The sequence below is a fragment of the Pedobacter frigoris genome, assembly GCF_005116445.1.
In the GTDB taxonomy this organism is placed as follows: domain Bacteria; phylum Bacteroidota; class Bacteroidia; order Sphingobacteriales; family Sphingobacteriaceae; genus Pedobacter; species Pedobacter frigoris.
On sequence record NZ_SWBQ01000001.1, the window covers coordinates 657,526 to 676,565 of the forward strand.

19 protein-coding genes are annotated in these 19,040 nt (G+C 40.1%); 13 read left to right on the plus strand and 6 right to left on the minus strand.

The features are described from left to right. Nucleotides 1–8 precede the first annotated feature (8 nt). Together FA047_RS02915 and FA047_RS02920 are read left to right on the plus strand one after the other, a co-directional pair. On the plus strand, nucleotides 9–1,508 hold the full coding sequence (locus FA047_RS02915; protein WP_136834478.1) for a glycoside hydrolase family 43 protein: 1,500 nt from the start codon (nucleotides 9–11) through the stop codon (nucleotides 1,506–1,508). A gap of 2 nt (nucleotides 1,509–1,510) precedes the next feature. Continuing rightward, a complete protein-coding gene (locus tag FA047_RS02920; RefSeq protein WP_136834479.1) occupies nucleotides 1,511–2,770 on the plus strand; it encodes a hypothetical protein in 1,260 nt (419 codons plus the stop codon). Between the two features lies 1 nt (nucleotide 2,771). Here the strand turns inward: FA047_RS02920 and FA047_RS02925 are convergent, their stop codons facing one another. The 3 genes from FA047_RS02925 to FA047_RS02935 all read right to left on the minus strand — a co-directional run bounded on the left by FA047_RS02925 (nucleotide 2,772) and on the right by FA047_RS02935 (nucleotide 7,832). Continuing rightward, nucleotides 2,772–5,018 (minus strand): S41 family peptidase, encoded by a 2,247-nt coding sequence (locus FA047_RS02925; protein ID WP_136834480.1) that lies wholly within the window; start codon nucleotides 5,016–5,018, stop codon nucleotides 2,772–2,774. Between the two features lie 131 nt (nucleotides 5,019–5,149). Continuing rightward, a complete protein-coding gene (locus tag FA047_RS02930; protein WP_136834481.1) occupies nucleotides 5,150–5,782 on the minus strand; it encodes a response regulator in 633 nt (210 codons plus the stop codon). Then, nucleotides 5,769–7,832 carry a tetratricopeptide repeat-containing sensor histidine kinase gene (locus FA047_RS02935; RefSeq protein ID WP_136834482.1) on the minus strand — a complete coding sequence of 688 codons (2,064 nt, stop codon included), beginning with the start codon at nucleotides 7,830–7,832 and terminating at the stop codon, nucleotides 5,769–5,771. Before FA047_RS02935 ends, FA047_RS02930 begins: the two co-directional genes overlap by 14 nt. Nucleotides 7,833–7,956: 124 nt before the next feature. Between FA047_RS02935 and FA047_RS02940 the strand changes: the two genes are divergently transcribed. From FA047_RS02940 to guaB, 3 genes are all read left to right on the plus strand, one after another. After that, nucleotides 7,957–8,403 (plus strand): hypothetical protein, encoded by a 447-nt coding sequence (locus tag FA047_RS02940; RefSeq protein ID WP_136834483.1) that lies wholly within the window; start codon nucleotides 7,957–7,959, stop codon nucleotides 8,401–8,403. 21 nt (nucleotides 8,404–8,424) lie between these two features. Next, on the plus strand, nucleotides 8,425–8,892 hold the full coding sequence (locus FA047_RS02945) for a hypothetical protein (protein ID WP_136834484.1): 468 nt from the start codon (nucleotides 8,425–8,427) through the stop codon (nucleotides 8,890–8,892). Between the two features lie 221 nt (nucleotides 8,893–9,113). Continuing rightward, nucleotides 9,114–10,583, plus strand: a complete 1,470-nt coding sequence (guaB, locus tag FA047_RS02950) for an IMP dehydrogenase (protein WP_136834485.1) — start codon at nucleotides 9,114–9,116, stop codon at nucleotides 10,581–10,583. A gap of 131 nt (nucleotides 10,584–10,714) precedes the next feature. On the opposite strand, the gene FA047_RS02955 is transcribed toward guaB, so the two are convergent. The 3 genes from FA047_RS02955 to FA047_RS02965 form a co-directional block, all read right to left on the minus strand. Then, nucleotides 10,715–11,422, minus strand: coding sequence for a hypothetical protein (locus tag FA047_RS02955; RefSeq protein WP_136834486.1), 708 nt, complete (start codon nucleotides 11,420–11,422; stop codon nucleotides 10,715–10,717). A 42-nt stretch (nucleotides 11,423–11,464) separates the two neighbouring features. After that, entirely contained in the window at nucleotides 11,465–12,277 is an 813-nt protein-coding gene (locus tag FA047_RS02960) for a hypothetical protein (RefSeq protein ID WP_136834487.1), read from the minus strand. Between the two features lie 214 nt (nucleotides 12,278–12,491). After that, complete coding sequence (locus FA047_RS02965) at nucleotides 12,492–13,229, minus strand: LytR/AlgR family response regulator transcription factor (protein WP_136834488.1); 738 nt, start codon at nucleotides 13,227–13,229, stop codon at nucleotides 12,492–12,494. A 378-nt stretch (nucleotides 13,230–13,607) separates the two neighbouring features. Here FA047_RS02965 and FA047_RS21090 point away from each other — a divergent pair, with 378 nt between their 5' ends. The 8 genes from FA047_RS21090 (at nucleotide 13,608) to FA047_RS03005 (ending at nucleotide 19,024) form a co-directional block, all read left to right on the plus strand. Beyond that, nucleotides 13,608–14,867: an RHS repeat-associated core domain-containing protein gene (locus tag FA047_RS21090; RefSeq protein ID WP_205943225.1), complete on the plus strand. Its 1,260-nt coding sequence runs from the start codon at nucleotides 13,608–13,610 to the stop codon at nucleotides 14,865–14,867. Then, nucleotides 14,867–15,265: a DUF4279 domain-containing protein gene (locus tag FA047_RS02975; protein WP_136834489.1), complete on the plus strand. Its 399-nt coding sequence runs from the start codon at nucleotides 14,867–14,869 to the stop codon at nucleotides 15,263–15,265. Before FA047_RS21090 ends, FA047_RS02975 begins: the two co-directional genes overlap by 1 nt. 228 nt (nucleotides 15,266–15,493) lie before the next feature. After that, nucleotides 15,494–16,654: an RHS repeat domain-containing protein gene (locus tag FA047_RS21095; protein ID WP_394347551.1), complete on the plus strand. Its 1,161-nt coding sequence runs from the start codon at nucleotides 15,494–15,496 to the stop codon at nucleotides 16,652–16,654. A gap of 1 nt (nucleotide 16,655) precedes the next feature. Beyond that, nucleotides 16,656–17,009: a hypothetical protein gene (locus FA047_RS02985; RefSeq protein ID WP_136834490.1), complete on the plus strand. Its 354-nt coding sequence runs from the start codon at nucleotides 16,656–16,658 to the stop codon at nucleotides 17,007–17,009. A gap of 96 nt (nucleotides 17,010–17,105) precedes the next feature. Further along, on the plus strand, nucleotides 17,106–17,414 hold the full coding sequence (locus FA047_RS02990) for a hypothetical protein (RefSeq protein WP_136834491.1): 309 nt from the start codon (nucleotides 17,106–17,108) through the stop codon (nucleotides 17,412–17,414). A 44-nt stretch (nucleotides 17,415–17,458) separates the two neighbouring features. After that, a complete protein-coding gene (locus tag FA047_RS02995; RefSeq protein ID WP_136834492.1) occupies nucleotides 17,459–17,914 on the plus strand; it encodes a hypothetical protein in 456 nt (151 codons plus the stop codon). Nucleotides 17,915–18,103: 189 nt separating this feature from the next. Continuing rightward, nucleotides 18,104–18,565, plus strand: a complete 462-nt coding sequence (locus FA047_RS03000; protein WP_136834493.1) for a pentapeptide repeat-containing protein — start codon at nucleotides 18,104–18,106, stop codon at nucleotides 18,563–18,565. Nucleotides 18,566–18,634: 69 nt separating this feature from the next. Continuing rightward, complete coding sequence (locus tag FA047_RS03005; RefSeq protein ID WP_136834494.1) at nucleotides 18,635–19,024, plus strand: hypothetical protein; 390 nt, start codon at nucleotides 18,635–18,637, stop codon at nucleotides 19,022–19,024. Nucleotides 19,025–19,040: the final 16 nt, after the last annotated feature.

A 19,040-nucleotide genomic window follows, 5' to 3' on the forward strand; every position in this document is an offset into this window, starting at 1 on the left:
AATATTAAATGAGATTCCTTTTAAAATGCCTGCTGCTGATTGCGCTCTGCCAATCCACGCCTATAAAACTCCAGGCACAGATCAACGCTGTTATTCCCGGAGATTTTGCTGACCCCTCGATTATTAAAAAAGGAAATCAATATTATGCCGTAGGCACCTCTTCAGAATGGGCACCTCATTTCCCTATATTCCAATCCGCTAATCTGAAAAACTGGAAACAGGTAGGCTATGTGTTTGATAAAGCACCGGAATGGACAACTGGCTCTTTTTGGGCGCCGGAATATTATTATCACAACAACACTTATTTTATCTACTACAGTGCCAGACGCAAAAAGGACAATGCCTCCTACATTGGCGTCGCCACCTCTCCATATCCCGACCGGGGTTTCAAAGACCATGGAGTGATCATCGAGCACAGCAAGGAATCTATAGATGCGTTTGTTTACAATGACAACGGACAACTGTACATTACATTCAAGGCTTATGGTCTTGATGGCCGGCCTATCGAAATAATGGGCAGCAAGCTGTCTGCTGATGGATTGAAGCTGGAAGGCGAGTTGTTCACCATGCTAAAAGATGAAAAGGGCATAGGCCTGGAAGGACAAAGCTTTTTGAAGAAAGACAATTATTATTATATGTTCTATTCTGCCGGCAATTGCTGCGGAAGTAACTGCGATTATAACACAAGGATAGCCAGGTCAAAGACTTTCAAAGGGCCTTATGAAGATTATGAAAATAATCCGGTGCTAAAAGAAAATGAAGACTGGAAGTGCTCCGGACACGGTACTTTTGTAAATACACCGGATCATAAAACTTATTATCTATACCATGCCTATAACAAACAGAGCTCTGTTTACACAGGCCGACAAGGATTACTTGCCGAATTGATATGGCCAGGCACGAACGCATGGCCGGTATTTAAAACAGAAACTTCAGGTACTCAGCCCGCAAATATCAAAGATGATTTTAAGGCCAAAATGCCGGCTGTATATTGGCAATGGGATTTCAGAAACTCAAACCCAGTAGTCAAACAGCTTAAAGGCAATCTGCATCTATCAGGAATCACGAAAGAAGATTACCTTACTGGTATTGCGTACACCGTTCGCCCTGTTTCTACAAATTACGAAATCACTACTACAGTTGTCAACCACAATGATGCCCAAAAAGGATTAGTAATCTATGGTGATGCCAATGCTGCAATCGGAGTTGGGACAGTGGGCAACAAGGTCGAATTCTGGATGGTTAAAGATAAAAAAAGAACAGTCCTGGCTTCGGAGGGAATCAGCAGTGCCGGTCCGGTTGAATTAAAACTGGAAGTACAGCCAGACTTCATTTGCAGGGTTTATTTTAAACAGTCGCAAAAGGACTGGAGATCACTCACAGCAGCGCAAGCCCCATCTGTAAACTTCCTTCCTCCCTGGGACAGGAGCCCGAGGATTGGTTTGAACTTCAAAGGTTCGGCCAATCAGGAAGCACAGTTTTCTTCATTTCAATTGATCAATAAGTAATTATGAGAGCATGGACCCCGGTTCAAAGGTTATCCTTTAGATTTGTCTTCATCCTGTTTATCCTGTTCACCTTATTTGTAAATAACGGAGCCTATCCACTGTTTTATGTCCTGATGCAGTTCGTTACCGAGCTAATGCATCAATTTATTCCATGGGTAGGGAAATACGTGCTTAAACTGCCTTACGAAATCACAGAATTTACAGGGGGGAGCGGAGATACTACCTATGATTACGTGGTGTTGTTGTTTATCACCACCATTGCCGTTACGGGCACTATAATCTGGACTGTGCTCGACAGAAAAAGCCTGAACTATCCAAGGCTGTATTACTGGCTTACCGTTGCCGTGCGTTTTTATGTAGGAATCATGCTGTTCAATTATGGAATGGTCAAAGTGATTAAACTGCAGTTCCCTTCCCCAGGAATCTCCCGTTTGATGATGCCTTATGGTGAGTCATCTCCAATGGGACTTGCATGGACCTTCATGGGCTTTTCAAAAGGGTACAACCTCTTTATGGGATTTGCAGAAGTAATGGCTTTGTTGCTGTTGTTCAGGCGGACGGTCACACTGGGTGCATTGATTTGTTTTGCTGTTACAGCCAATGTGATGGCGATCAACTATTTCTATGATGTGCCGGTCAAGATTGTCTCTACAGCCCTGTTCCTGATGAGCGCCTTTCTGCTGGCGCCCAATGCTATAAAATTCTACCGGTTGCTGATCAAGGGTGAAGCTGTGGCACTCCGTAAGTTCAATGCTCCCGAAATTCAAAAACGCTGGCTGTACGTCACCAAGTACAGTGTCAAATACATCATCCTCTTTTTGGCTGTAATAATGCCCATTTACGGGCTGCTTCAATCGCGAAAAATGTATGGCGATGCCGCAGCAAAATCACCTTTGTATGGAGCTTACGACGTAAAGCAATTTATAAGGAACAGCAAGGCTATGGCTATTGGCGATGATGATGCATTCCAATGGAAACAGCTCAGGATGGAAGGAGTGGATAAATCGTCCATTATGTTCATGAACGACGCCATCGAGTTCCATTCCATAAAGACTGATACGAAAACTAAAAAGATCAGCATCGCTTTCAATGAAGATCCCGACTCGACCCATATCCTGAAATACGTACTTCCAAATCCAGATAGCCTGGTGCTCTCTGGAAAAATATATGATGATTCTGTAAGGATAGCACTTAAAAAGAAGCACTTTATCCTTACAGAAAGAGGCTTTCACTGGATCAACGAAAAACCTTACAGCAGATAGTTTATTTTAATAATTCCAAAGCCTTTTCAAGGTATTCGTCCCTGCCCTCAGTTATGCCCTTAATGGTTTGGTCTACCAACACGTCAGGTTGTATCCCCAGGCCATGCAACTCTCCACCATCCTGCAGCTTCACCTTCATCCCGGTAAAGCTGAGGTTATAACCTCCCGGAAGGTTGAAAGGATTGATGTTTCCATTTGCGCCCGCTGTCGGTTGCCCCACTATGGTGGCCAGTTTATAACCCTTAATGAAACCCATGTAACTTTCTGCATAACTAATCGAGCCACCACCCGTCAGGAAAATCACTTTGGCACTAATGTGCGGGGTCTTTACAGGCATGTTCCAGCCCATACCTTCATAGCTTACTTTTTCATAATCAGGATGGGTGATGCGTGGTACAAACATCCACTTATTGGAGTCCTGTACCGTCAGCAGGTGGGAGATGAGCTCATGATTTCCTTTAGGATAGCCTCTCAGGTCGCATACCAGCCCTTTCGCCTGTGCCAGTTCAGGCATCATTGCGGTGATTTCCTTCATTTCGGTATTGCCTATGTTTACGTAATAGATCCCGTCCTTTAGTTTTTTGATCGTAATGGTATCCCGAGAATTTCTGTAACCCTTCCTGACGAGGCGAACCGCTTTTTCAGCTTCTCCGGAACGTTTGATTTTAAGCAGCATTTCCGTATCCTTGTTGCCGTTAAAAAGGACAGACTGGGCAATAGCATTCTTATACTGTTCTGAACCAGATACTTCTTTCTTAAGGTCTGCAAAACGCTTCATTGCCGCGATGCCGTCAATAGAGATCACCTCGTCTCCGGCCTTTAAGGGCAACTGCTCAGCAGGATCTTTAACGTCATCTACTTTACTGATGACGATCTTACCCTCTGCAAGCACTGCGCCAGCAGGTATAGAGAAATAATCCTGGCTTCCATAATTTAAACGTACATGCCCGTCTTTCAGCTTCTCCGTCATCACACGTAATACACTCGCAAAACGCTCTTTATCAGTTGCCTCATATGCTGCGCGCAAGTTTGCAGGCAGTTCTTTGTCCCACTGGAGTTTCGCTTCCTCTTTATAAGGGAAGAAATGCTGGAATGCATTCCAGGCTACCGCCACTGCTGAGAACCTCACATAAAGGTCGTTTGCTGTCATCGGCGGCTTTACGGTTTGATCTATCTTGTCTTTCAACTGCTGTAGCTGGGCTGCATTCGCAACAGGATAGGTGGTGCTGTCAGTCCCCATCAGTACCAGCGGTACTACGCAGGAGAGTCCATTGCCAATATTTTTGATGAAATACTCACCGAAGGCCGGTTTGTCATCAAAGATGGTGGTCAGCATTTTGCTTTCCGAAATGTCGGCGATCAGCAAGGCCTTTTGTCCTTCCACTTTGGTGTCTTTCACCTGCATATAGCTGTATCCTGCCGACCCTGTATTCCAGCCTGCAGTGTTTTCTGCTTCAAAAGAATGATTGCCAACAGGTATGGCTGTCCATTTTCCACCAGTTTCCACCTCAAGGCTAAAGTTATCGATCCACAGTTTCCCATCGCCAACGAGGAATGCCCCGAAGACCATCTCTTTTGCTTCCTGGTCTACCGTTCCGCTGATTTCATAAGCTTTCCAATCCTTCAGTTTAACAGGTCTGCTGTCCATATTGTCAAAGAAGCCCCTTTTATCTCCTTCACAATCTATCCTCATCCACATCTGACCTTGTCCTGAAGTAACTTCTGTTTTCATCCAGCCCCTGAGTCTAAATTTCTTGCCCCGATATGCGGTGGCATCCACAAAAGAGGTCGCGACTGCAAACCTCGCCCGTTTGGGATCCCTTATTTTAATCGGTCTGTTGGTACGGATGCTCTTGTAAAGACCATCCTGATTGCCCATACCGTAGTGTTGCCAGGTGATTTCTTTCAGGTCCTGCTTATTCGGCGGAGTAATGCTTTTTACATCAAAATCCTTTGCAGCAGCAGTACTAACGATGTACACCGAAGGCGCTATGGGATTAAATAAGGCATTCAGTTTCTGATTCAATACCTGTGTGTTTGTCGCATTTTCTACCTCTTTGTTGCCATAGTAGAGGAAATTGTCCCAGTTCACAGCAGCTGCTTCTTCTGATGGATGAAAATACCTTACGTAGCCATACAATTTGGCAAAGCTTTCTAAATTGGCAATTTGTTTGTCTTTGCTGACTTGCTGGGCCTGTAGCTGCACGGTGGCAGCCAGGAGCAATAGGAGTGATAAGCGTTTTTTCATAAGTATTTAATTTGTTTTTCTCGACTTTAAAAGAATGTCATAAAACTAGGGATTATACTATTGAATCAAAAGACATTAACATTCTTTAACAGCTGACACTGATAGCTAATTATTATAGAACTTGACTGAAATTAAAGCAAGCCCTGTTGGTTGGCAATGCTGATCAGTTCAGCTACGTTTTTTGCCTTTAGCTTTTGCAATATATTTTTCCGGTGATTTTCTACTGTAAACTTGCTTAGGAAAAGCAGTTCGGCAATGTGAGGCGTAGTGGCGCCATGGGCAATTAACTTCAGGATTTCGGTTTCTCTCTTTGTGAGTCTGGTCAGCCTGTTTTCTTTTAATTGCGCCTGTGTAAGAATATCATTAATGGCCTTACTAAATGTGATCCTGCCATTTAACGCTTCATCAATGCAAAGCAAAAGTTCATCTATCGAAGCATCTTTTAGCACATATCCACTTGCACCATTTTCCAGCATTTTCATAATGCCGCTCCGTTCCTGATGGTTACTAAAGGCAAGCACTATAGTTGCCGGTGATATGTTTTTTATTTCTTTACATAAATCCATACCATCTATACCCGGTAATACAATATCCAAAAGCACAATTTTAACAGGATTGGTCTGTAAGAAAGGAATAAAATCCTCGCCATTGGTAAAACTTCCAATGAGGTCAAATTTTTCTTTCTTCATTAAAAGTTTTGTCAACCCCTCAATAATAATCGGATGGTCGTCTACAATGGCAAGGGTAGGTTTAGATGGTAACATGCAGCTCTATATTTATTGAAGTACCTTGTTCGTTCTCTTTTGATAAAATTTCTATAGTTCCATTTAAATGTTCAACCCGGCTTTTGATGTTCTTAAGCCCAATACCCTGGTTTTTTACCGGAGTGTCAACATTAAAACCCTTGCCGTCATCGTCAATAGTAATGAAAAATACATCGTCACTTTGCGTGCATTGCAAAAGTATATTTTTGGCATCGGCATGTTTAACCGCATTGGCCAATGCCTCTTGTACTATGCGATAAATCGTAATTTGTTCCTGGACAGGTAATTCGTTCTTTATGTTCAGCCACTGGAACACTACATCCAGGTTTTGTGTGCTCAGCGTGTCACATAAATCACGTAGCGCAGCTTCGAGGCCCAGTTTTAAAAGCATTCCGGGTATCATATTATGAGCTATACGCCTAAGTTCTGTTATTGCGTTTTCCAACTGGAGCACCACGTTACCAAGTTCCGCATCAGTATTGTCGTTCTTTTCCTGGGTATAGTGAAGTAAATTGACTTTAGCGGTGGACAGCATTCCGCCCAGACCATCGTGCAAGTCGCGGGCCACGCGGTTTTGTTCATCCTCCTTGGTGTTCAGCATTACTTGCACCATATCTATCTGCTTTTGTCTTTCGATATCTGTCAATTGTTGTTGATGGTTTAATTCTTTTTGCGCAGCCAGCTTTTTACTGTTTCTGTAAAATAGCCAGCCCAAAATAGCAATCGCCAGTAAAAACAAACTAATCAAGCCCAATAGCCAGCTTAACAGGCGGTTCTGTTTGATTTTATAATTGGCATTTTCGTTTTCCGCATGCAGGGATAGAATTTTCTTTTCCTTCTCTGCAGTTTTGTATTTTATTTCCAGGTTACTGACATCCGTTTTCAATTTGCTTTCGTTTAAACTATCTCCCAGGATTTTACTTTTTTTCAACCAGGTATAGGCCTTGACCATATCGCCTGTTGTATGGTAAAGGCTGGCCAGGGCATTAAATGTTTTTAATCGGTTTTGGGTTAAAGAGTATGTCTCTTTTTGTGTCACTAAACCCGTTAAAATTTTTTCCGCTTCAGGATAACGTTTTTGTTCAACGAGAATGGTGTGCTTATCGAAAGCGATTTCCTGCAGGGAATAATTATCATCTAATTCTCTCGCCAGTTTAATTCCCTCATCGGCATGCGCTATTGCTTTTTGATACTGTTTGGTAGCTACAAAATAGGTAGTAGCACATTTATAGTAGTCAAGCAGAAATATCTCTATGCGATACTGGGAAGCAATGTTTTTTGATTTGTCGAGCACTGTTTTGGCTAAATCCAGATACTTTTTGGATAACTTGTAGTTTTCCAGACCGAAATAGTTGTCTGATGCAGTCAGGTAAGCATTTACCAGTAAAAAATATTGACTCCGGGGGGCGTTTTGAAAGAGCTCAATGCCTTGGTTCAGATAGGGGATTGCTTTGTTGTACTGCTTTAAATTCATAAAAATCGCAGCTATTGAAATATATTCAGTTCCCAGCCATATTTTGTCGCCTGCCTTTTTCGATAATGGGAGCACGTGATTGATCAGTGCATCTAAGGCGCCTCTATGGTCATCCTGATGTTGTTGTACCAAGGCGTAGTTATGCCATGCCCCGGCCCGTTCCTGATAGGCTTCTTTGGTCTTGAAAACAGAAAGTCCCTTGTCGGCCTTTAGAAAATTGATCTCACTTTTGGCATCGTCTATCCCTAAATAATAATTTCCTAAATAAGAATAGTAGAACGCTTTCATGAAAGGGTATTTATCGCCCAGAACCTTTCCCTTTTCCAGATAAGCTCTTGCTTTGGCTGTGTCCTGCTCTCTCCAATAATCAGATAGGAGAAAGTAATTTCTGGCCTTTATACTGTCAGACTTGGTTATTTTAATCAATTGATTTAGACTGTCGAGATATCTGTCAGGGGCAGGAGATTGCGCATCGCTCTTGATAGCTATCAGAAGAAGAACTAAGCTGAAATAATAGGTTTTCATGGGTAGGTAGGGTGTAATAATGATTTTTTGTCTCCTGATAAGGTTAAGCATAATCTGCAGTTTATGGAAATAAAATGTGAAATATAGCTGTTTACAGCTATATAAGAATGACTGCTTGTAGTTATTGCGCTGCCTGTTTTGGGGAGGTAACTTTGAATACCTTAAAACTCAAACTATGAAAAAATTATTAATGACATGTTTCGCTTTATTGGTATTTGGCGCAACAACAGTAAGTGCACAAGGCATTTTAGATAAAATAGATAAAGTATTAAATAAGGCGGACCAAGCCGCTGGTTCTGCCGATAAAGCTTCGAAAATGGGGTTAAAAGCTACGGGGTTATTTGGCACGAAAAGTGCAGCAGCAGAAACAAATACGATTATAAAATTTAGCGGTGTAGATTTTTCTATGCTCAAAAGCATTAACGAAAAGGTTCAAACTGCCAAAGGTGTAGCGAGCACAAAAATGAAATTCAATGCGTCGTCGTCAACTATTCAGGTGCAGCACACCGGTACCAGTGAAGATTTGTTAGCCGCCCTGCAAAAAGTATCGGCAACTACGTTTGCTGAAAAGAATCTGGAGGGGCTGGACGATGGGGAGATATTGATAAAGATAAATAAGTAAAACAAATAATAAATACAACCTATGAAAATCAACAAAAATGTAATGATGCTTGCCTGCGGACTGACTGCTTTAACAGTTTTATTCTCTTGCAAAAAGAAAGATGATAATAGTCCGTCGAGTGGTAAGAAAGCAAAAATCACTTTAACCCTTTCAAGTGATTTTAAAAAAGCGGAAGGTGATTATTTTGATGTAACCCTTGCCGCATCAAAAACCAATGGATCAACCGTAGACTGGAAGGTTGATGGGGTTTTAGTGAAAGGTGCGTCGTTAAACTTGGGTACCGATAATTTTAACGGCGGAAAGACAATAGTTATAGAATCTGCCGATAGTTTCTACGCCGGCGCTTTAAATATCGGTGGCTTTGAATTTGGTGCCACGCCTTTTACGGTTACCTACAAAGTTGAGGTTGACGGAAAAGTAATTAATGAAGGATCTGAAAGAATAGTAAAAGACAGAGATCCGATCTTTGCAAAGACTACTCAATTGTAAGTAAATATCTCAAGCCCAAAAGGGCCGGTATCATCATATGATGATACCGGCCCTTTTTTTATATACCAGCTCATCCTGGCCTCGAAGAAGATGCGAAGCAACTTTATTTAATTTGATTGTAATCTTTAACCAATACCAGCCTATTTCCAGATAACTATTGTGTGTTATAAATAATAATCGTATTTTTGCCCGGCAAATAGTAACTCGTAAACTTATTTGCTATGCAACTCGATCCCAATAAATTTATCGCTGAAGGACTAACATACGACGACGTATTATTAGTACCTGCTTATTCTGAAGTTCTGCCACGTGACGTGGATACCGGAAGTTTCCTCACCAAAAAAATACGCATCAATGTTCCTATAGTTTCTGCTGCTATGGATACTGTAACTGAAGCCGGCCTAGCTATTGCTATTGCCCAGGCAGGAGGTATCGGTATGCTGCACAAGAACATGAGCATCGAGCGTCAGGCTGATGAAGTGAGAAAGGTAAAACGCTCAGAAAGCGGAATGATCCAGGATCCTGTTACCCTGCGTGAAGAAGCTAAAGTTGCCGATGCCTTTCAGATCATGAAAGAATTTAAGATCGGCGGCATTCCTGTTATTGATGCAGACAACAAGCTGGTAGGTATCATCACTAACAGAGATCTTCGTTTCCAGAAAGACATGCAACGCAAAGTTTCTGAAGTAATGACCAGGGAAAACCTGATCACTGCTGCTGAAGGAACTACATTAATGCAAGCTGAAGAGATTCTACAGGACTATAAAATTGAAAAACTTCCTGTTGTAGATAAAGACGGCCGTCTGGCTGGTCTGATCACTTTCAAAGACATACAGAAATATAAAAACTACCCTAAAGCTTGTAAAGATGAGCAAGGCAGACTTCGCGTAGGTGCTGCTGTAGGTGTAGCTGCAGACAACATTGACCGTGTAGCGGCATTGGTAAAAGCAGGAGTAGATGTGGTAACGGTTGATACTGCCCACGGACATTCTAAAGGTGTGATCGATATGGTGATCGCCATCAAACAACGCTGGCCTGAGCTACAGGTAATAGCCGGAAACATTGCTACTGCAGATGCAGCAAGAGCTTTGGCAGCAGCAGGAGCTGATGCGGTTAAAGTAGGTATTGGTCCGGGTTCTATCTGTACCACAAGGATCATTGCAGGGGTAGGAGTACCTCAATTGTACGCTGTATTTGAATGTGCACAGGCATTAATCGGAACAGGTATTCCGGTGATCGCTGATGGTGGTATCAAACAAACAGGTGATATTGTAAAAGCAATAGCTGCGGGTGCAAGTGCGATCATGGCAGGTTCATTATTTGCAGGAGTAGAGGAGTCGCCGGGCGAAACCATCATTTACGAAGGACGTAAGTTTAAGTCATACCGCGGTATGGGTTCTGTTGAAGCAATGGCTCAGGGATCTAAAGATCGTTACTTTCAGGACGAAACTGATGTGGTAACGAAACTTGTACCGGAAGGTATTGTTGGCCGTGTTCCTTATAAAGGTACATTGGCAGAGGTAATTTATCAGTATGTAGGTGGTTTGAGAGCAGGTATGCACTACTGCGGTGCGGCTACTATAGACCAGCTTCAGAAAGCGAAGTTCGTAAGGATCACAGCTGCCGGTATGAGAGAAAGTCATCCACATGATATTTCAATCACCAAAGAAGCACCAAATTATTCAAGATAATAGGAATCGCTTGGTAGTGAAGAAAAAATACCGTTCTCTTCGAAGACTGCATCCCCTGAAGCTACGCAACATGGGCGCTGATGTCTTCTCTGAGAAGGTTTTTTCTTCACTGCAAGCTAGTGCAGATAGTTCTATAAATACTCGTCAGGTCCGATCTCCCAGGTCCAGGGTTTCTTAAAACTAGCAAACGTCCTTAATGCCTTCACTGATAATGGCTGTTCTATCTTTTCGTTATTAGCATTCTTATTTTCAATAGTTCCGCTGATCACCACCCGCTTTTTATTCAGAAAATCATACTGCTTATCGTTCATTTCTCCTGAACTGTTGTGGTAAGCAAAATTATTGGCTTTGGTAAGTTGCCAGTCGTTATTCTGGTGCCTGAAAGTATAACTCAATTTCCATCTCCAGTTGCCGCCACCTTCAAATGAAAGCGTAAGTCTGTTGCTGTCGATCTTCAAAGGTCTTAAAGGATCGCCCATTAAACCACCTTCTTCAGATCTTAAAATGAAGTTGTTGTTTTGTGTAGAGAGACGGTAGTTTCTGCCCGATTTGAAATAGATAGCTAGTATTCTCGGCTTCTGTATCTCGGTAATCAACTCTGTGGTATTGTCGCCATAAGCCCGGTTTTCTTTTACTGCTGCATAAAACTCGTAAATCACTGCAAGATCTTCAATCTTGTCGTTATTTAGATCGCCATATATCGAATCCACGGCCTTCCATTGAGCAGGTGCCAGGGATTTTATGGTTTTGCCCTGAGGGTTGAGCACAGGATATTTGAAAGTCTGGGCTTTTACAGCAGTGGCGCAAAGTAATAAAAACAGGAATAGTCTATATTTCATATCCATATAACAACGAGAATCATGCCGAATTAGTGTCTGGACTTATATTTCATTTTCAGCCGGAAATTTTACGCCCATGGGGCTCCAGTATACCGGTCCGGATATTCTCGGTGGTACCACAAATGTGCCCGGGCTTATCGGTGCACCTATGATTGCCGCGGGATTAAATATTTTGCTGTTGAGGTTGGTTTGGAAGTTGCCCCGTGTCTTGTAGAAATTTAAACCAATAGCAGGAATACAGAGACATCCATCCGGAACTTCGAATGTCCATTCCTGAGCCGGTACTGCTATTTGATCTTTTTGAATAGTGATTGCCTGATAGAAAATTGCCCTATGGTAACCTACATTCAATCCATAAGATCCAACAATCAATTCAAGCTCGCAAATGCTTGCATCATCAGGAAACCTGATTTCCTCATTTGGTATGAACTCAGGTAAACTTATATTCAGAATATTATTGCTGATTTGTACTTGAGGCTGTATCCACAACCACAAGGTGTTTTTTAGTGGAGATTTTTCATTAAAATCAAAGCCTTGAAGTCTGTCAAAGCTATACTCATTGAAATGGAAGGTTTTGGTTTCTTTGTCATAGCAATGATCCATTACAGCTCTGATTTCTTTTTGCAACCTATTTACCATCTCGCCATCACTATTTTTTCCAAAGAGACCATTGAGGTCATCACGTATTTCTTTTCCAAATGTGCTGCATTTTGCAAACATACTTGAGGAATCTTTTGTACCTTGTGTTTGCTTGACTTTATCTGCCTTAGTCGATACAATCTGTCCTTTTTTTCCTTTTCTGATGACTAGTGGGCCTACTAAGCCTGTTAGGTGTTTGCCATCGTATTTTCCCATAATGTTGTTTTTTTATTTTTGTTATCAGTTAGTTTATGTTTTGTTGTAGTCTGGGTTGTGATGTCAGCACAATCACAACATTGTAAATACACGTTGAGTGCACCTTTTTCTAGGAAAAGGTGCACTCACCCTGCACTCATGGTGCAGTCATGGTGCACTCATGACGAGCCAGGTATAGGCAGAGTGTAAGTTTATCCATTGGCAGATGTAGGGTTTATTTATCTGATAGTTGGTCCAATTGTATTTTTCTATGTTTTACAGCTTCATGGTATTTTTTTTGGTAACTGCGGCCTACGGGAACAGGTATTTTTAATCCGCGTATTTTAACCGACAGCGGCTTTATGAAGTACTCAATCGCATGGATAGAAATGACAAAGGATTTGTGAATACGAACCAAATCAGTTCTATATTTCACTTGTTCTTCGATGTCTAAAAGTGAACTTAATAAGGAGTATGTATTGTTGTCGGTATGGATATGCAGGTAGTTTCCCTCGGATTCAATGTATGTGATGTCGTCAAAATAACAGGATGTGAATTCATTGCTTCCCTTTTTTAATTTGACAGTCATACAGATGAAAGTATTTGTAGCGATGTCCATACGTATCTCTTTAAGGATCTCGTCGTATTGCTGCTTTGACTTTATTGGCAGGGGAATTAAGTGAATAGTATTGTCATCTGTTACTTGCTGATGTTGAGCCTTGTCAGACGATATGAATACCAGTGCTTTGGTATATCTTTTTAGCCTGGTTAAAGCGTCAATAGTTTCTACACTTGGATCCTGAATATCTACAAATATGAAATCAGGTTTGTCATTTAAATCAATACTCCTAATGGCTTCTGTAGCAGATGTGAAAGTTCCGGAGACCTCGATATTGGGGTCTTTGTTCAGGTAATTGTTGAATGAAGAGTTTGATACACGTTTGTCTCTTATGATAATACACGTATACTTCATAGGTAAATTCAGTTATTTTAATTATCCCTTGTAAGTTAGTGTGCAAAGTTTATTATTTATTCTATCATAATAGTAATCATTGTTATGTATAATATCATCAAAACCATGTAACATAAATAAATTGTTTGTTTTTGTTGAAATTATACAACAGTTTTATCAAAATATTTCACAGTTATTAATAATTTTTAATTGTAAATTATACACTAAGTGGGTAGTGTGTGCGGTAGGATATAATTATAACGATTAAAAAGGATGAAACAGGAAGAATGAAGTATAAATAAATCTAAATTATATGATGTTAATAAATAAAGAATTTGTTAGAGCGGTTAGGGATGGTGAATTGACTATTATATTGAAAGGTATGGTTATCAACCAGATATGTTTTTGTGTAAAAAGAAGTTTTGTGCAAAAATATTTGTTTGTATTGATAATATACCTATAGCCGTAACAAAGTCAGGTTTAAACATTGCTTATACTTATGATGCTACTGGTCAGAAGCTCAGAAAGGTGAGTAGTGAAGAACCGACTTCAGATTATGTGGATGGGATCCAGTATACAGGTGGTGCGATTGAATTTATCATGACTGAAGAGGGAAAAGCGAGAAGGAATCCTGGAAGTCCAGATACTTACAGTTATGAGTATAACCTGACGGATCATTTGGGTAATGTGAGGTATACGTTTTATAAGAATCCGTCAAGTGGATTATTGGAAAGGCTGCAGAGCGATGACTATTATGCTTTCGGGATGCAGAAGGTTGCAAGTGCTGGTGTGAATAAGTATCTTTATAATGGCAAGGAGTTGCAAACAGAGCTGGGACAGCTTGATTACGGTGCAAGGTTCTACGACCCGGTGATTGGAAGGTGGAATGTGGTGGATCCGCTGGCGGAGAAAATGAGAAGGCATAGTCCTTATAACTATGTTTTCAACAATCCGATCAGATTTATTGATCCGGATGGTATGGCGCCAACCGATGGGTTTTTCTCTAAAAGTGATGCAGGTGGTATGGCTAAAGAAAATGATCCTCATTATTTGGCCGCGACATACATTGGTCCAAATGGTAAGATTATTCGTTATGACAATGATCCTAATGATAAAAATGTTTATTTAGTTTCAGACCCCTCGAATTGGAATGGTACAAAGGATAATTTAACCATCGTAGGTACTGAGAAATCTGGGGTTAGTTACTATCCAGGCCACTATATTGCTAGACTTGGGTTTAACGCCCTTGAGTTGGATGAGATTAAAATAAGGGGCGGAGCAAATACTCGAATGGCTATAGCTGCTACGTTTACTAAATTCGCCCCTCAAGGAATTAGCCAAAGTTATGCTATAGAGAGCACGCTATTCGCTCCATTGAGAGGGGTTTTAACTACTATAAGTCTTCTTCAGAATATAATGGATCTGAAACCTAATATGGTTTTTTCTAAGGGAGGAAAAGGAAACCAAGACAAAAAATTGTCGGATGGTGAAATAGATAAGTTAGAACGAAATGGTCATGATGTACACGATTTAAAAGGTGGAAAATCAACTGGTAAAATTGATCTTTATAAAAAACCAAATGGGGATGTAGTAATAAAGCCAAAAGGAGGAAATGGTCCAGGTGAACCTGCAGGTATAAATTTAAATGATTTGAGATAATGGAAAATGTAACATTAGCGCTAAAAATTCATGACTTTGAATGTTCAATAGAAGCGATTAATAAAAAGTTGGGAATTGATGCAACAGAGTCTTGGTTAAAGGGAGAAATTATCCCGAATAGAGACGGAAGTATCACACGTAAAAATAGCAGTTGGATTATAAAAAGTTCTATTGAAAATTCTGAATTTATAAATCAAGGTATCGATGATTTGCTTATGTCAATTAACGAAAATGAATTATTAGCATTTAGTCATAAATATTTATGTGAATTGTCAATTGTAATGAAATGTCGTAATGAAAATAATATCGGCTTAAATTTTAACAAAGAAGTAATTAAAAAATTAAGTTCATTAGGCATAGAATTAGATGTGGATATATATATGTTATCAAATGTATGATTAGGATTATGTTACGGATAAGTGGTTAATGAATTAGCCTTTTATTTTTCTCAAATGGTGTATCTATAAGCAAATTGTATAAATCTGACTTGATAGGATTTCTTAATAGGGAGATATTTTTATCTTCACTTTTTTCAGGTGTTTTATTATGTCTGCTTTATATCTTTAATCTATTACATCCTGAAGAAATCAAAAGTTAAGATATTATTTGCCGGGTAACTGAGAAAGGTGAGTAGTGAAGAACCGACTTCAGATTATGTGGATGGGATCCAGTACACAGGTGGTGCGATTGATTTTATCATGACTGAGGAGGGAAAAGCGAGAAGGAATCCTGGAAGTCCCGATACTTACAGTTATGAGTATAATCTGACGGATCATCTTGGAAATGTGAGGTATACATTTTATAAGAATCCGTCAAGTGGTTTATTGGAAAGGTTGCAGAGTGATGACTATTATCCTTTCGGGATGCAGAAAGTTGCAAGTGCTGGTGTCAATAAGTATCTTTATAATGGCAAGGAGTTGCAAACAGAGCTGGGACAGCTTGATTACGGCGCTAGGTTCTATGACCCGGTTATTGGAAGGTGGAATGTGGTGGATCCGCTGGCGGAGAAAATGAGAAGGCATAGTCCTTATAACTATGTTTTCAACAATCCGATCAGATTTATTGATCCGGATGGTATGGCGCCAACCGATGGGTTTTTCTCTAAAAGTGATGCAGGTGGTATGGCTGACGAAAATGATCCTGATAAAAAGGTGCCGATCGATCCTCCAGGCTTTCTTTCTGGTGCTGGACGTTTCTTGCTAGGAATAGGTAAATCAGCAGTAAGTACAGTAACAGGCGCTATTGACATGGTGACAAATCCTGTTCAAACGGTCAAAGATATACATAGCTTGAGTACTCCTGAAGGAGCGTTGAATATGGCGGTTGCCACATCTCAAACTATTGATAAATTTCAGAATGGAAATTCTGATGTAAAAGCGGAGATGATAGGTCAGGCAGTGGGTGATGTAGCTCAACTTTTAGTTGGTTCAGGTGAAGTTAAAGTCGCAGTAAATGGTATACGTGGAGCAAAAGTGGCTGTTGCAGGTGTTGCTAGTACAGGAAAGGGTACTTCTTTCGTAGTTAATAGCTCTGGTGAAGCTGTTGCCATCCCAAAAGGAGCTATGGGACCGTTAAGCCCTGAGAAAGGAAGTGGTATGGTGTATAAAGGAGGTAGCGGCGGTTCAGGTATGAATAACAAGGTTACAGGCGTTAGAATAATGGATGCAAATACAACTCAAGGCAGACGTATCAATTATATGAATACACAAGGGCAAACAGTAAACCCGTGGACAGGTCGAACAATTTCAAATAGTGACCCAAGTGGTCATCTACCTTTTAAACAATGATATGGAAAATCTATTTAAGTCGATTATTGGTGAACAGCTAAGTTCTGTTGAATTTGTTCAAGACTACTTACAACTTCATTTTGATGGAAATACATTAACTTTTTACAGTTGGCCTGAGGTTAACCTAGAAAGTATAAACTATAAAATTGGAGACATAATGTATAGAGATGCATTGTGTAAGATAATCGCTTCTGAAGTTAATAACGTTGTGCTGTTGGAAAATACGCGATTGGAACTTTTTTTCACTAATGATAGTAGCATTAGCTTGAGCTTGGTGAGAGACCAATCAAATAGTAGTTTGGCTGAGTTTTTATATTTTGTAGATGTAAACGAAAAATGGTTTGTGTTGGATTAACCTAATAAATAAATCCTTTCACTAGAGCACAAAAACATCTAAAAGTGGGGATATCCAAAAATGCGCTAGAGGGTGCATGGCCCTTGAACGGAATGCATGTATAAATTTGACGAGATTATTTTGAATGAAATAAGAGAGCGTTTAAAAATTCCAACGGACAATACAATTACGTTAGAATTTTTGAATTCGATAGAATATCAACAAACTATCTTTAGTAATGTCAAGGCAATTTTTGAAAAACAAGATATATCCGCAATAAAATCTTTGACATCTGAAGGAAATGGAGGTACATCTGACAATCTTTTAATATATCTCTTAAAACAGAAAGATGGACCAGACAGATTGATTATTGTTTTAGATAAATTTGATCTCTGGTCGAATCCATCTATATTGGATATTTTTTAAATAATAGTCGATTTAGGAGATCGCTGTGGGTATTTCAGGGGAAAATGGCCGGTCATTCCGTATTTAAACTGACCCCCTCCATTTCGGGGAAAGTTGACCGTTTCTTGCTAGGAATAGGTAAATCAGCAGTAAGTACAGTAACGGGCGCTATTGACATGGTGACAAATCCTGTTCAAACGGTCAAAGATATACATAGCTTGAGTACTCCTGAAGGAGCGTTAAATATGGCGGTTGCCACATCTCAAACTATTGATAAATTTCAGAATGGAAATTCTGATGTAAAAGCGGAGATGATAGGTCAGGCAGTGGGTGATGTAGCTCAACTTTTAGTTGGTTCAGGTGAAGTTAAAGTCGCAGTAAACGGTCTACGTGGAGCAAAAGTAACTGTTACAGAAGCCTCAATTGCAAAAGCTCTTAAAGGATCAACAATGCAAACAACACAAGGTGCCGTTTCATTGCCAGTTGTGCAACGTTATGTTACTATGCTTGAAAACGGTTAATATTGCGCCACCTATCAAGGTAGCTGGCAATGTAATTGTGGACGGTAACCATCGCTTTGTTGCAGGAAGAGTTTATGGGCAAGAACCATCACGAGTGTCTGGAACTCTTTCTCCAAGTCAGGCTCCGTTTGTTAAACCTATTCAAAAAACAACTGTTTCCAGGATAGACTGGAACAATAAATAAAAATTATGAAAATATTATTTGCAACTGATGAGGTGTTAGAGGTTCCATATGATACATTAGTTGGTGTAAATCTTAATAACTTGGGTTTGCATAGAGCTATATTAGAAGATATGGATTTACATGACGCAAGTTTTATAGGCTGTGATTTGCGTGGTGCTTATTTAGCAAATTCAAATTTAATTAGGTGTGATCTTTCTAGAACTAGCCTAATGACGGCTTTTTTTATGCATGCGAACATGAAAGGCGCTAGATTACACAATTGTAGGGCGATGTTTTGCAATTTCGCGGGAGCTGATCTTGATAAAGCTGACGTGTTAGATGCCGACTTTAGTGACGCTAATTTATGTGGGACTATAATGACTTGTATAAATATTAACTACGCAAAGTTCACAAATGCAACATACGACGACCTAACGGTGTGGCCGAGTAACTTTGATCCTGTTGCAGCTGGTTGTGTAAAGGAATAAATGGTTGCTAACTGTATACAAACTTTTAATAGTATGGTTTTTGTATAATAGATCTTGTTTTGTAATGCTATGAATGATTATAATTTATGGGAACCAATTGACGCAATACCTTACGACGATCTCTATTTTTTTGGAATTAAAGATCTGCTAGGTAAAGTTGTACTGCACTTGAAAGTCCTAGGAAATGAAAATGAAATGCTGGAAATCAAATTTGATGGGGTTCAGGCATACAGAGTTGTTCAGGAACATGGCAGGTTAAAATCATTAAACGAAAATCCTTCCATGAGAAGATTCAGGACTTCCGTAAACTCAGATTTTCTTAAATGGTTTGAGAAAGAAAGTCTGGGACAATTTAGAGAATCGAATCTGGTCCATTATATGGTGAGTAATATTGATAACATTATTGATGTTATTGCGGGACAAGTGGTCTCCGTAGAATGGGTGCCTTGTATCACTTAATTGTTAGATATTTCGT

Coding starts and splice junctions, on each gene's coding strand:
- FA047_RS02955 (WP_136834486.1), bottom strand. CDS start 11,422: ATGAAATATAGACTATTCCTGTTTTTATTACTTTGCGCCACTGCTGTA.
- FA047_RS02940 (WP_136834483.1), top strand. CDS start 7,957: ATGAAAAAATTATTAATGACATGTTTCGCTTTATTGGTATTTGGCGCA.
- FA047_RS03000 (WP_136834493.1), top strand. CDS start 18,104: ATGAAAATATTATTTGCAACTGATGAGGTGTTAGAGGTTCCATATGAT.
- FA047_RS02960 (WP_136834487.1), bottom strand. CDS start 12,277: ATGGGAAAATACGATGGCAAACACCTAACAGGCTTAGTAGGCCCACTA.
- FA047_RS02915 (WP_136834478.1), top strand. CDS start 9: ATGAGATTCCTTTTAAAATGCCTGCTGCTGATTGCGCTCTGCCAATCC.
- FA047_RS02920 (WP_136834479.1), top strand. CDS start 1,511: ATGAGAGCATGGACCCCGGTTCAAAGGTTATCCTTTAGATTTGTCTTC.
- FA047_RS02945 (WP_136834484.1), top strand. CDS start 8,425: ATGAAAATCAACAAAAATGTAATGATGCTTGCCTGCGGACTGACTGCT.
- FA047_RS02995 (WP_136834492.1), top strand. CDS start 17,459: ATGGCCGGTCATTCCGTATTTAAACTGACCCCCTCCATTTCGGGGAAA.
- FA047_RS21090 (WP_205943225.1), top strand. CDS start 13,608: ATGTTTTTGTGTAAAAAGAAGTTTTGTGCAAAAATATTTGTTTGTATT.
- guaB (WP_136834485.1), top strand. CDS start 9,114: ATGCAACTCGATCCCAATAAATTTATCGCTGAAGGACTAACATACGAC.
- FA047_RS02990 (WP_136834491.1), top strand. CDS start 17,106: ATGTATAAATTTGACGAGATTATTTTGAATGAAATAAGAGAGCGTTTA.
- FA047_RS03005 (WP_136834494.1), top strand. CDS start 18,635: ATGAATGATTATAATTTATGGGAACCAATTGACGCAATACCTTACGAC.
- FA047_RS02935 (WP_136834482.1), bottom strand. CDS start 7,832: ATGCTTAACCTTATCAGGAGACAAAAAATCATTATTACACCCTACCTA.
- FA047_RS02985 (WP_136834490.1), top strand. CDS start 16,656: ATGGAAAATCTATTTAAGTCGATTATTGGTGAACAGCTAAGTTCTGTT.
- FA047_RS02930 (WP_136834481.1), bottom strand. CDS start 5,782: ATGTTACCATCTAAACCTACCCTTGCCATTGTAGACGACCATCCGATT.
- FA047_RS02975 (WP_136834489.1), top strand. CDS start 14,867: ATGGAAAATGTAACATTAGCGCTAAAAATTCATGACTTTGAATGTTCA.
- FA047_RS02925 (WP_136834480.1), bottom strand. CDS start 5,018: ATGAAAAAACGCTTATCACTCCTATTGCTCCTGGCTGCCACCGTGCAG.
- FA047_RS02965 (WP_136834488.1), bottom strand. CDS start 13,229: ATGAAGTATACGTGTATTATCATAAGAGACAAACGTGTATCAAACTCT.